Consider the following 12,892-nt stretch of genomic DNA (forward strand, 5'->3'; position numbering starts at 1 on the left):
AATATGAAAAAGAACAAGACAACACAGAGAATGGCGATGGTCCTGTTATCCGTTTTTGCCTTGCTCTTTCTTGTCTTAGCTGGACGTTTCTTGTTCATCCAGGCATCCGGTGAAGTTGCTGGAGTTAATTTAAAGAAATTTGCAGAAAGTAAGCGGACTGACTCGTATACGCTCGAAGCGACGAGAGGGAAGATACTGGATCGCAATGGAATGGAGTTGGCGTATGATCAGCCAACTTATTCTATTTATGCGATTGTTAGTGAAGAGTATTCCGCGGATAAAGAACATCCGATCCATGTAACGAATGTGGATAAGACGGCAGAAGAAATTGCTGAAATCATCGGGGCAGATGAAAATGATCTGAAAAAACGGCTCCAGGATGGAATTGACGGCGGCAAGTTCCAGGTGGAATTCGGTTCCGCGGGAAGCGGATTATCTCAGGATCAGAAGAAGAAGATTGAAGACCTCGATTTGCCTGGAATCCAGTTCACAGAAGAAGCAGAGCGCTTCTATCCGAATGGTACTTTTGCTTCGCAAGTAATTGGGCTGGCACAGCGACAAGATGGTGTGATTACTGGCTTAACAGGAATTGAACAACAGCTGAATGATCAGCTTGCAGGTAAAAACGGGAATATATCCTATGAACAAGATGGTTATGGATACAAGCTGCTGAATCCGAATGAAGAAGTGCAGGCAGCCCAAGATGGGGATAATGTCTATCTGACTATTGATCAGAAAATCCAGACTTTACTGGAGGATACACTCACCCAAGTGGATGATAAGTGGAATCCTAAGAAAATCAGTGCAGTCGTCATGAATCCAAAAACAGGTGAGATTGTAGCGATGAGCAACCGCCCAAGCTATGATCCGAACGATCCAGAGAATGTAGAAAACTGGTACAATGACTCCATTTCAAATCCGATGGAACCCGGATCGACTATGAAAATGTTCACAGTCGCGTCAGCTATCGAAGAGGGGAAATGGAATCCGGATGAGAAATTTAAATCGGGAACCTTTAAAGTTGATGATGAGACCAAGTTTAGTGACTGGGATACTGGCTGGGGTCAAATTAGCTACCTGGAAGGGATCCAGCGGTCCTCCAACGTTGCGGTTTCAAATATTGTTGCAAATAAGATCGGTGAAGATACGTTCTTGGAATATTTAAAGAAATTCCACTTTGACCAAAAGACTGGGATTGACTTGCCGGGAGAGATACCTGGGACGATTCTATACAACTATGAAGCAGAGAAAATCAGTACCGCCTTTGGTCAAGGTTCTACTGCTACGCCGATTCAAATGATAACCGCTGCAAGTGCAATTGCAAATGATGGAAAAATGGTGACACCTCATATCATTGATAAAATCGTCAATCCAGACACGAAAAAAGTAGTCGAACAGAATGAGACTAAAGTTCAGGCGAAACCAATATCGAAAGAAACGGCCGATGAGACATTGAAAATACTTGAGTCAGTAGTAACTTCCGAACATGGTACTGGTAAACCGTATAAACTGGATGATTATAGTGTGGCTGGCAAGACTGGTACGGCACAAATACCAAATCCAAACGGTGGCGGCTATATGCAAGGCAAGAATAATTATTTATTCTCCTTCCTTGGCATGGCACCTGCTGATGATCCAGAATTGATCATGTATGTATCTGTACTCCAGCCTGAATTGAGTGAAACGGAAACTGGCAGTGAACCATCCGCCTTCATCTTCAAAAATGTAATGGAAAATGCGCTGCACTATATGGATATCAGTCCGGACCAAGCGGACGATAAAAATGAGGTTTCTGAAAAACGAGTGCCGGATATTGAAGGCATGTCTACTCGTGCTACGAAGAAAGCGCTAGAAGACACTGGAATGGATGTAGTTGTTGTCGGTGAGGGAGATAAGGTTGCCAAAACGAGTGTTGAAAGCGGGCAAACCGTTCTGGAAGGCGAGCGCGCCATCATCGTCACGGATGAACCGACGATGCCGGATATTAATGGATGGTCCATGCGTGAAGTGCTTGAATTGGGTGAACTGCTCCAGCTGGATGTGGAAACAATCAACAGCGGCTACGCCAAGACACAAAGCATCAAAAAAGGAACGAAACTGAATAAGAACGACTATCTTGCTGTCGAATTCTCGACATAAGAAAACCGGACAGTGGTCTATCCGCTTGCCAACCGTCATAACATGGATACAAGCCTACCTTTGTATACGAGGGAGAGATTTGTTTGAAGAGAGTATCCAATGTTACGATGCGCAAGCGGTTGGTCACTGTTTTTGTTTTGGCTTTTATCGTGTTCCTTGTTATCGGAATCCGATTAGCATATGTCCAGTTCGTCTTAGGTAAAGACTTAGTGGACAAGGCTGAGGATTCCTGGAGCAGGAATATCACATTTGAGCCGGAAAGAGGAAAGATACTTGACCGTAATGGTGAAGTGCTGGCAGAGAATGTGTCTGCACCGACTGTCATGGTCGTACCACGTCAGATCAAGGATCCCGAAAAGACAGCCGAGAAGCTGGCAGAAATTCTTGGGATGGAAAAGGACAAGGCAATGCAGCACGTGACGAAGAAGGCATCTATCGAAAGAATTCACCCTGAAGGACGAAAAATTTCCGAAGAGCAGGCAGAAGCAATTCAGGCGCTGAACATGGAGGGCGTTTATATTGCCAAAGATTCAAAACGGCACTATCCAAATGGGGATTATCTGTCTCATGTACTTGGTTTCAGCGGTATAGATAACCAGGGGTTGATGGGCCTGGAGGCATACTATGATGAAGAACTGAGCGGAGAATCAGGCAGCCTGTCGTTTTTCTCTGATGCAAAAGGGCATCGATTGGAAGATATGGCAGATGTCTATTCACCGCCGACGGATGGTATGGATCTTCAGCTGACGATTGACTCTGATATCCAGACAATTATAGAGCGGGAACTGGATAATGCAGAAGCAAAATATAATCCGGATGGTGCGATTGCACTGGCTGTAGATCCTGATACAGGTGAAATCCTCGGAATGTCCTCGAGACCATCATTCGAACCGGAAAATTACAACGAAGCCGATCCTGATACGTATAACAGGAATCTGCCGATTTGGAGTTCGTATGAGCCAGGTAGTACATTTAAGATCATCACACTTGCGGCGGCACTTGAAGAGAAGGTAGTTGACCTTGAGAACGATCACTTCCATGACAGTGGAGCTATCAAAGTGGACGGTGCCACCTTGCATTGCTGGAAACGCGGCGGACATGGTGATCAAACATATTTAGAGGTTGTACAAAATTCTTGTAACCCAGGTTTTGTCTCACTAGGGCAGAAGCTAGGCACGGACCGTCTATTCTCTTATATCAAGGATTTTGGGTTCGGTGAGAAAACTGGTATCGATTTGCAAGGGGAAGGAAAAGGTATTTTATTCGATCCCGCGAAAATCGGGCAGGTAGAGACAGCCACCACTGCTTTCGGACAAGGTGTTTCCGTTACTCCGATCCAGCAAGTGATGGGTGTATCAGCGGCTATCAACGGAGGCTACTTATACCAGCCCCATATCGCCAAGTCATGGAAGGATCCGGTTACCGGTGACACGGAAACAGCCACAGAGACAGTCATGAAACGACGGGTAGTGTCAGAGGATACATCAGAACAGGTTCGTCATGCATTGGAAAACGTTGTAGCAAAAGGGACAGGACGAGGAGCTTACCGTGAAGGATTTCGGATTGGCGGTAAAACAGGGACAGCCCAGAAAGTGGGAGCCAACGGAACCTATATGGAAAACAACTATATTCTTTCCTTCATCGGATTTGCACCTGCCAATGACCCTGAAATCGTGGTCTACCTTGCTATAGATAATCCGAAAAACACAATCCAATTCGGTGGTAAAGTGGCAGCGCCGATTGTAGGTACTATTCTGGAGGACAGCCTTCGTTCAATGGGAGTAGAACCGCAGACGGATGGATTGGAGAAATCTTACAGCTGGCCGGAAGAGCCGCCAGCAGAAGCACCTGATTTTGTCGGCATGAAAAAGCGGGAACTGACAGAATATTACACTACACTGAACTTGGAATTGAGCGGAACCGGCGAATATATCATCGATCAAGAACCAAAAGCTGGAATAAAGATGGAAGCAGGATCCACTATCCGCCTGTATTTATCTGAAAACCCGCCTGAATAAATCGGATGAACCATTCCTGCGGACATAAATTCTGGTATAATGGGGAAAGGTTTTTACGCCTCAATCAATCAAAATAATATTACTTTGCATTTTGTAAGGATAAATGAAGGACGTGGCAGCTTTGAAACTAGCAGTACTTTTGTCCGCACTGCCTTTTTACGAACAGCAGGCGGCCCATGAAGAAATCGACATTACCGGATTGACAATCGATTCCCGGGAAATTAAATCTGGCAATCTATTCATATGCATAGACGGAGCAGTAGTCGACGGACATACGTTTGCCAGACAGGCCGAGGAGCAAGGGGCGGCGGCTATTTTAGCCGAACGTCCGCTGGATGTATCCATTCCAGTTATTCTAGTAAAAGACACGCTTCGCGCTTTGGCTCCATTAGCGAATACTTTCTATGGTCACCCATCGAAAGAGATGCGGGTGATCGGTATTACTGGTACCAATGGCAAGACGAGCATGACATATTTGCTTGAAAGTATTTTCCGCGCTAATGAGGAAGCTACTGGCGTGATTGGTACGATTCAGATGAAGATCAAGGACGAGACGTTTCCGGTGAAAAATACGACACCGGATGCGCTGTTCCTGCAAAAAGGGTTCCGTAATATGGTCGATGAAGGAGTCGATACGGCTGTCATCGAGGTATCTTCCCATGCTTTGGACAGGGGACGAGTACATGGCACCGATTTTGATATCGCTGTATTCACGAATCTATCACAGGATCATCTTGATTATCATGAAAGCTTTGAGGACTACTTCCATGCGAAAAGTCTTTTATTCTCTCAGCTTGGCAATACCTTCGATCCAGAGCATCCGAAGTACGCCGTAATCAATGCAGATGACCGTTACGCTGAAGCATTGATCAAATCAACTGCACAGCCAATTTGCACGTACGGGATCGATAAGGAAGCAGACATTATGGCCAAGGATATTCAGCTGGCATCCAACGGTACGACTTTCTTACTTCAAACACCGAAGGGCGAAGCGAGAATAACGAGCAAGCTGATGGGGAAATTCAATGTCTATAATATGCTTGCTGCTGTAGGAGCCGCTATATGCAGCGGTATACCGTTTGCGACGATCTGCAGTACACTGCATGAGACGACTGGTGTAGCAGGCCGCTTCGAGCCTGTCATGGCAGGACAGTCATTTGGGGTAATTGTTGACTATGCACACACACCGGATTCCTTGGAGAATGTCCTGACGACGATAAAATCGTTCGTGAAGGGCAATATAATTACAGTGGTAGGCTGTGGCGGTGACCGCGATAAAACAAAACGCCCGCTTATGGCAGGAAAAGCTGTCCAATATTCGGATACATCCATTTTCACAGCGGATAATCCGCGTTCTGAGGACCCGCAAGCTATCCTTGAGGATATGATCAGGGGATTGGAATCCGACCAGTATGCTGTCGTACCAGACCGGGCAGAAGCGATTCAGCATGCTATCGACCTTGCAGGAAATGACGATATCGTCTTGATAGCAGGTAAAGGGCATGAGACATATCAGATCGTAGGAAATCAGGTTCTTGATTTCGATGATCGTCTAGTAGCAGCACAAGCCATTAAAAGAGCGGGATTAGGAGAATGACGATGCTATTTTCAAGTGATTTCCTATATGATGTATTCCCTGATGCTACGAAACAGCAGGAATTCACCATTGCTGAAGTGAATACCGATAGCAGGAAAGAAGCTCCAAACAGTTTATTTGTCCCGATTAGAGGAGAACGCTTCGATGCGCATGGTTTTATTGAGCAGGCAGTAGCGCAGGGGGCAGTCGCCTCTTTATGGGATAGATCATTGCCGATACCGGAAGCTGCTTCTAGTATTGTGCTGTTCTTGGTTGATGATACGCTGGAAGCATTGCAAAGACTAGCTAAAGCACATCGCGAAGCAATTGATCCGATTGTTGTCGGCATCACCGGTTCTAACGGTAAAACGACTACAAAAGATTTAGTTACCAGCGTGTTAAAAGAGAAATATGAAGTGCTGGCGACCAAAGGGAACCTGAATAATCATATCGGGTTGCCGCTCACTGTTTTATCTATGCAGCCTTCCTGTGAAGTGCTTGTTTTAGAAATGGGTATGAGTAACTTCGGTGAAATCGAGCTGTTGTCGCATATCGCACAGCCGGATTATGCAATTATCACAAATATCGGGGAGTCGCATATCGAATTCCTTGGATCAAGGGAAGGCATTGCCAAGGCAAAGAGTGAGATTACAGCCGGTTTAGCTGAAGATGGCGTGTTGATCATTGATGGAGATGAGCCTCTGCTTGCATTCCATCATGATAAGAAAACAACAATCACGTGCGGCTTTGAAGATCATAATAAGCAGCAGCTCAAGATTGAGAAGACACTTGATGCAGCCACTGCTTTTTCGGTGAACGGTGAAAATTACACATTTTCTTTGCTTGGCGCGCATAATGTACGGAATGCAGGCTATGCGATCGTACTAGGAAAAGAGCTGGGTGTCAGTCAGCAGCTTATACAGCAAGCATTGCATACTCCATCAATGACAGGAATGCGGATGGAGCAGCTTGCCGGGAAGAATGGAAGTAAAATCATCAACGATGCATATAACGCTTCTCCGACATCGATGAAAGCAGCAATTCAGACAGTACAGAGTCTGCCTTTTGCCAGACGTATTCTCGTGCTAGGCGATATCTATGAAATAGGGGATGAATCCAAAAGCTATCATCGGCAGATTGCAGAAGCTATCACCTCTGATACTACGCACGTATTTACGGTCGGTGAGGATTCGGATGAAATTACTGATGCATTAAAAGGTACATCGATTACAGCTGTTCACTTCACAGACAAGGATTCTTTGGCTGAAACAGTTCTGCAATTGCTGCAGCCTGATACAATCGTCCTGCTGAAAGCATCACGCGGTATGAAACTGGAATCCATACTTGACACAATCGCTGTTATGGAAGAAAATTAATAGCTGGTAATCAGAAACATGGCGTCACTGGCGCCAGGTAATACACTGGACGGGTGCTTTTTTAAAGGAGGAAAACATCAATGAACGTGGCACTATTACTTGTGACAATTGCAGTAGCATTCATCGTCACCGTCCTTATTTCTCCAATAATCATACCATTTCTGCGCAGGTTGAAATTTGGTCAGAGTATTCGTGAGGAAGGACCAAAATCCCATATGAAAAAGTCGGGTACACCGACAATGGGCGGCGTGATGATCATGATCAGCATTGTCGTATCTACATGGATCATGCATGCAATAGGCAATATCCATATTAGCCTGGAAACGTGGCTGCTATTATTCGTATTGATCGGATACGGCTTGCTCGGATTCCTTGATGACTACATCAAAGTAGCAATGAAACGAAACCTTGGATTAACATCCAAGCAGAAAATGATTGGTCAGATCATTATCGCTATCGTTTTTTACGCACTGCTTCGATTCAATGATTTCGGTACGTACATACAGATTCCGGGAACATCGATTCAGTGGGACCTCGGATGGGGTTATTTCTTCTTGATTCTTGTTATGCTTGTCGGTGCATCCAATGCCGTCAATTTGACAGACGGACTGGACGGTCTCCTGGCAGGTACTGCTGCGATTGCGTTCGGAGCATTCGCTGTGGTGGCATACTATGACGTCCAGCAAACACAAATTACTGTATTCTCTTTGGCAGTGGTCGGGGCTTTGCTAGGATTCCTTGTATTCAACGCGCATCCTGCGAAGGTATTTATGGGAGACACCGGATCACTGGGACTTGGCGGCGCAATTGCAGCTGTTGCCATACTTACTAAAATGGAGATTCTGCTGATTGTCATCGGCGGTGTCTTCGTTATCGAGACACTTTCCGTAATGATCCAGGTCATTTCCTTCAAGACGACCGGAAAACGGGTATTCAAGATGAGCCCGCTTCACCATCACTATGAACTGTCCGGTTGGTCGGAATGGCGTGTCGTAACGACATTTTGGGCTGTAGGACTATTATTCGCTGTCATCGGTGTCTACATGAAGGTGGGATTATGATGAGTGATTTTGAAACCAAATTCCCATATCAAAACGTGCTTGTACTGGGCCTGGCAAAGAGTGGATTTGCTGCTGCCAGCACATTGCTTGCCCACGGACGCAACGTTCGGGTAAGTGATCTGAATACAACCAATCAAGAAGAACTTGTCCAAATCCTCGAGCAAAAAGGTGCACAAGTGAGGCTTGGTGTGCAAGAAGTAGAACTTTTGGAAGATATTGATGTTTTGATTAAGAATCCAGGAATTCGTTATGAGAATGTGATTGTACAAACAGCAATGGAAAGAAATATTCCAGTGCTGACGGAAGTCGAACTTGCTGGTTTGCTTCACAAGGGTACCCTGATTGGTATTACCGGATCAAATGGTAAGACTACAACGACAACACTTACTTATGAGATGCTCAAAGAGAGCCAGGTAAGTACGTTTGTTGCTGGTAATATCGGTACAGCCGCGTCCGAAGTTGCCGACAGGACGACAGAAGATGACCGGCTTGTTTTGGAGCTTTCATCTTTCCAGCTTCAAGGTATCGATCAGTTCCGACCGAACATAAGTGTTATGCTCAACATTTTTGAAGCACATTTGGATTATCACCATTCTCTTGAAAATTATGAACAAGCGAAAGCTAATATCTTCCGTAATCAAGATGCAACTGACTATCTTGTTTATAATGCGGAGGATGAGCGGCTTCGTGATATCGTCAAAAATGCGAAAGCAACCCTTGTTCCTTTTTCAGGTTCCAGAAAGCTGGAAGATGGTGCATGGTATGATGATACACATGTGTATTTCAAGGACGAACCGATAGCGGCATTAAAAGATATCCTGCTTGTCGGTGGCCATCAGCTGGAGAATATACTCGCTGCTTTAGCAGCTGCTAAGCTAGCCGGAGCGACTAACGAAGGTATTCAGCAAGTATTGAAGACTTTCTCAGGTGTTGAGCATCGGCTGCAGTATATAAAGCACATTAATGGCCGTGCATTTTATAACGACTCAAAAGCTACCAATATTTTGGCAACCTCAAAAGCATTGTCATCATTCGATCAGCCGACAATCCTGCTTGCAGGAGGCTTGGATCGCGGTAACACGTTTGAGACACTTGTCCCATTCATGGAACATGTAAAAGCATTGATCGTGTTCGGTGAAACAGCTGAAAAATTGCGAGAGACTGCCTATATGGCTGGGATTGAACTAATTGAACATGCGAAGGATGTCAAAGAGGCAGCTGAAATTGCTTATCGCATCTCTGAGAGCGGCGATGTGATCCTTCTGTCTCCAGCATGTGCAAGCTGGGATCAGTACCGGACATTTGAAGAAAGAGGAGACATGTTTGTTGAAGCGGTGCATACATTAGAGTAGGGGCTTGTCCTGCTCAGCCGCTTCGCTGCATGCGGACCCCCAATTCCAATCCAAGGAAATGGGGTTTTTCTTTGCGTAAATCTAATCTCCCGAAGACGGACTGGCTATTGCTCTTCTCTATCGGAGGCCTGCTGACAATCGGTATCATCATGGTGTATAGTGCTTCTGCTGTATGGGCGGAATATAAATTTGACGATAGCTTCTTTTTTGCCAAGCGGCAGCTATTGTTCGCCGGTGTTGGTTTAGGGGCTATGCTGGTCATTTCCAGGTTGCATTATGAGATTTGGCGGAAATATGCGAAGGTTTTACTGTTGATTTGCTTTATTTTACTTATTGCCGTCTTGATTCCCGGAGTCGGATTGGTCCGTGGTGGTGCAAGAAGCTGGATCGGGGTAGGGGCCTTCAGTATCCAGCCTTCTGAATTCACAAAGCTGGGCTTGATCATCTATTTAGCTGTTTATCTTTCGGCCAAGCAGAAATATATAACTTCCTTGAAGCAAGGATTTCTGCCTTCGCTCTTGCTCGTTTTTACAGCTTTCGGAATGATAATGCTCCAGCCGGATCTAGGAACAGGTGTTGTTCTAGTACTTACTTGTATGGTGATGATTTTAGTTAGCGGAGCCAGAATCTCCCACTTCGTCGGTCTCGGTATTTTAGGACTAGGTGCTTTCGCAGCGCTCATTTTGTCTGCGCCATATCGTATACAGCGCATTACTGCTTTCCTTGATCCTTGGGAGGATCCATTAGGGGAAGGATTCCAGATCATCCAATCTCTATATGCGATCGGTCCAGGTGGATTGATGGGACTCGGCTTAGGCAACAGTCTGCAAAAATTCTTCTATCTTCCGGAGCCGCAGACAGATTTCATTTTTGCCATTCTGGCAGAAGAGCTTGGCTTCATCGGAGGTGCTGGCGTTATGCTTCTCTTCCTGCTGTTTCTGTGGCGAGGCATTCAAGTAGCTCTTCGCGCGCCTGATGGCTTTAGCAGTCTGCTGGCATTAGGCATCACTGGTATGATAGCTATCCAATGTATGATTAACATCAGTGTTGTAATAGGTTTGATTCCCGTTACTGGTATCACACTGCCGTTTTTAAGCTACGGAGGATCATCGCTTACACTTACGCTGAGCTCAGTTGGTATCCTTTTGAATGTCAGTAGGTATAGCAAACTCTGAAGAATTCGACGATCACTAGACTAACGAATAAGTTAGCTTCGATATGCACCGATAAAAAGATAATTTGAAAAAGTAATATATTAAAAATTTTTAGATAATTCCTATTGACTTTTTTTAGCAACGCCCGTATCATTATAAACAATTTCATACAGTTCTTATCAAGAGAAGCCGAGGGACTGGCCCGATGAAGCTTCAGCAACCTCTGACTAAGTCAGAAAGGTGCTAAATCCAGCAAGATTAATTTCTTGGAAGATAAGAGTGCGGGCGATTATATCAAGCTCTCTTTTCTTCGGAAAAGAGAGCTTTTTTTCGTTTAGTCACTCTACTACAGAAAAAGGAGAAATGAAAATTGACTGACATTATTATTTTATCAGGAAGCCCGTCTAAACATTCCAGGTCTCAGCTGGCTGCTAATTATGCAGGCAAACTGGCTGAAGAGCAAGGTTTCACCGTCAAGGAAATCAGCGTTACCGATTTTGCGCCGGAGGATTTGATTTATGCAAGATTCGACAGCCCTGCAATTGTGCAAGCGGGTCATGCTGTCAGCGGCGCGAAAGGGTTAATCATTGCGTCGCCTGTATATAAAGCAGCATATACAGGCGTGTTGAAAGCATTGCTTGATTTATTGCCTCAAGATGCATTTAAGCACAAGCCCGTACTTCCGATCATGACAGGAGGCAGCCCGGCTCATTTGTTAGCGATTGATTATGCGCTAAAGCCCTTGATTGCGAATCTTAAGGGAGAGCCTTTACAGGGAGTATATTTGTGTGATCACCATATCAACAAGGAGAATCCTGATCAACCAGTGGCAGATGCAGAAACAGGTATAAGGATTAACACGCAAGCTAATCAGCTTGTTGAGACGATTCGCCGAAATCACTCTATCAGTATCGCAAAGTAAAGGAGGGAAGTAATGAAAGCAACGAAAACATTGTTCGGTATACCAGTTCAAGTCATTGGCGGGTTGCTTGCGATTTTGTTATTCATGACTGGGGATGGCATCGAACAGGCATTCCTGTCCAAGTATGTTGTCGACATTGGCTTCACTACCAATCAGTCAGCTATTATGTTCAGTGCTTATGGGATTGTGCTTACACTGGCTTCCTGGCTGGCTGGTGTTCTAGGAGAAGTCATCGGACCTCGGAAAACGATGCTGATTGGGCTTGTGACGTGGGTTGTTTTTGAAATAGGCTTTCTGTATCTGGGGCTTTACATGGAAAGCTTTTCAATGATGGTGCTTATGTACGGATTGCGCGGTTTTGGCTACCCTCTGTTTGCTTTCGCTTTTATTGTCTGGATTGCCTACCGTACGGAAAAGCAAAAGCTTGCAACAGCAATGGGATGGTTCTTCTTTATGTTTGCTGGGGGAATTGGTTTTCTTGGCTCCTATTATCCGAGTATTTTACTGCCATACATCGGTGAAATGGCCACATTGTGGAGCTCGCTTATTTGGATCATCCTTGGTGGAATTTTAGGTGTCGCATTAGTCGATGACAAAGATCGGCAGGGGGTCAGGATTCAGGATCAAAGCCGGGGAAATAAATGGGCAGAAGCACTTAAAGGAATCACGATTCTTTGGGAGAGCCCTCGCGTTGCTGCTGGAGGTCTGCTTCGGACAATCAATACAGCAGGATGGTATGGTTTCGTAGTTGTGATGCCAGGATTCTTCACAAGTTTCCTGGATATTTCGACGAGTCAGTGGCTCCAGCTTTGGGCAATTCAGTCCATCAGCAATATGGCGGCAGGGGTGTTGTTTGGAATGATAGGTGACCGAATCGGCTGGGTCAAGGTAGTCCGTTGGTTTGGCTGTGTGGGAGCAGCTATTTGTTCTTTGCTTTACTACTATATCCCGGCAGCATTCGGAGCAAATATCCCTCTTCTTATGCTGAACGCTATTCTTTTCGGTGCTGCAATAGCAGCTTTTGTTCCGCTGTCTGCTATATTGCCGACGCTTGCTCCAGCTAATCGCGGTGCAGCGATCTCGGTACTTAATTTAGGTGCTGGAGCCAGTCAGTTTCTGGGACCGGTGCTTGTCGGAGTACTGAATAATTACTTAGGAATCATCGGTGTGGTATGGGGATTTGCCATTTTATATGCACTTAGTTTTCTGTTAACACCATTTCTAACCCCTGCTTCGAAAGCACAAATACATGCCTCAGAAGAGCTTGCTGTCAGATAACTAAAGGAGGATTTCA

The 12,892-nt window shown here is 45.3% G+C and carries 9 protein-coding genes and 1 riboswitch; all 9 genes read left to right on the forward strand.

The genetic code is table 11. The features are described 5' to 3' along the window. Nucleotides 1-3: 3 nt before the first annotated feature. The 9 genes from ACH6C1_RS06635 (at nt 4) to ACH6C1_RS06675 (ending at nt 12,876) form a co-directional block, all read left to right on the forward strand. Nucleotides 4-2,139, forward strand: a complete 2,136-nt coding sequence (locus ACH6C1_RS06635) for a penicillin-binding protein (RefSeq protein ID WP_374075750.1) — start codon at nt 4-6, stop codon at nt 2,137-2,139. Between the two features lie 83 nt (nt 2,140-2,222). Further along, complete coding sequence (locus ACH6C1_RS06640) at nt 2,223-4,157, forward strand: stage V sporulation protein D (RefSeq protein WP_095223020.1); 1,935 nt, start codon at nt 2,223-2,225, stop codon at nt 4,155-4,157. A 121-nt stretch (nt 4,158-4,278) separates the two neighbouring features. Then, nucleotides 4,279-5,754: a UDP-N-acetylmuramoyl-L-alanyl-D-glutamate--2,6-diaminopimelate ligase gene (locus ACH6C1_RS06645; RefSeq protein WP_374075753.1), complete on the forward strand. Its 1,476-nt coding sequence runs from the start codon at nt 4,279-4,281 to the stop codon at nt 5,752-5,754. Between the two features lie 2 nt (nt 5,755-5,756). After that, on the forward strand, nt 5,757-7,109 hold the full coding sequence (locus ACH6C1_RS06650) for a UDP-N-acetylmuramoyl-tripeptide--D-alanyl-D-alanine ligase (protein ID WP_374075756.1): 1,353 nt from the start codon (nt 5,757-5,759) through the stop codon (nt 7,107-7,109). A gap of 80 nt (nt 7,110-7,189) precedes the next feature. Beyond that, nucleotides 7,190-8,170 (forward strand): phospho-N-acetylmuramoyl-pentapeptide-transferase, encoded by a 981-nt coding sequence (mraY, locus tag ACH6C1_RS06655; RefSeq protein WP_095223023.1) that lies wholly within the window; start codon nt 7,190-7,192, stop codon nt 8,168-8,170. Further along, nucleotides 8,170-9,522 (forward strand): UDP-N-acetylmuramoyl-L-alanine--D-glutamate ligase, encoded by a 1,353-nt coding sequence (gene murD, locus ACH6C1_RS06660; RefSeq protein WP_374075758.1) that lies wholly within the window; start codon nt 8,170-8,172, stop codon nt 9,520-9,522. Before mraY ends, murD begins: the two co-directional genes overlap by 1 nt. Before the next feature lie 71 nt (nt 9,523-9,593). Next, nucleotides 9,594-10,697 carry a stage V sporulation protein E gene (gene spoVE / locus ACH6C1_RS06665; RefSeq protein ID WP_286160730.1) on the forward strand — a complete coding sequence of 368 codons (1,104 nt, stop codon included), beginning with the start codon at nt 9,594-9,596 and terminating at the stop codon, nt 10,695-10,697. 152 nt (nt 10,698-10,849) lie between these two features. Beyond that, a riboswitch (SAM riboswitch) is annotated at nt 10,850-10,956 on the forward strand. A 90-nt stretch (nt 10,957-11,046) separates the two neighbouring features. Beyond that, nucleotides 11,047-11,598 (forward strand): NADPH-dependent FMN reductase, encoded by a 552-nt coding sequence (ssuE, locus tag ACH6C1_RS06670; RefSeq protein WP_374075762.1) that lies wholly within the window; start codon nt 11,047-11,049, stop codon nt 11,596-11,598. Between the two features lie 12 nt (nt 11,599-11,610). After that, nucleotides 11,611-12,876: an MFS transporter gene (locus tag ACH6C1_RS06675; protein ID WP_374075764.1), complete on the forward strand. Its 1,266-nt coding sequence runs from the start codon at nt 11,611-11,613 to the stop codon at nt 12,874-12,876. Nucleotides 12,877-12,892: the final 16 nt, after the last annotated feature.

The sequence above is a fragment of the Terribacillus sp. JSM ZJ617 genome (assembly GCF_044383785.1).
In the GTDB taxonomy this organism is placed as follows: domain Bacteria; phylum Bacillota; class Bacilli; order Bacillales; family Amphibacillaceae; genus Terribacillus.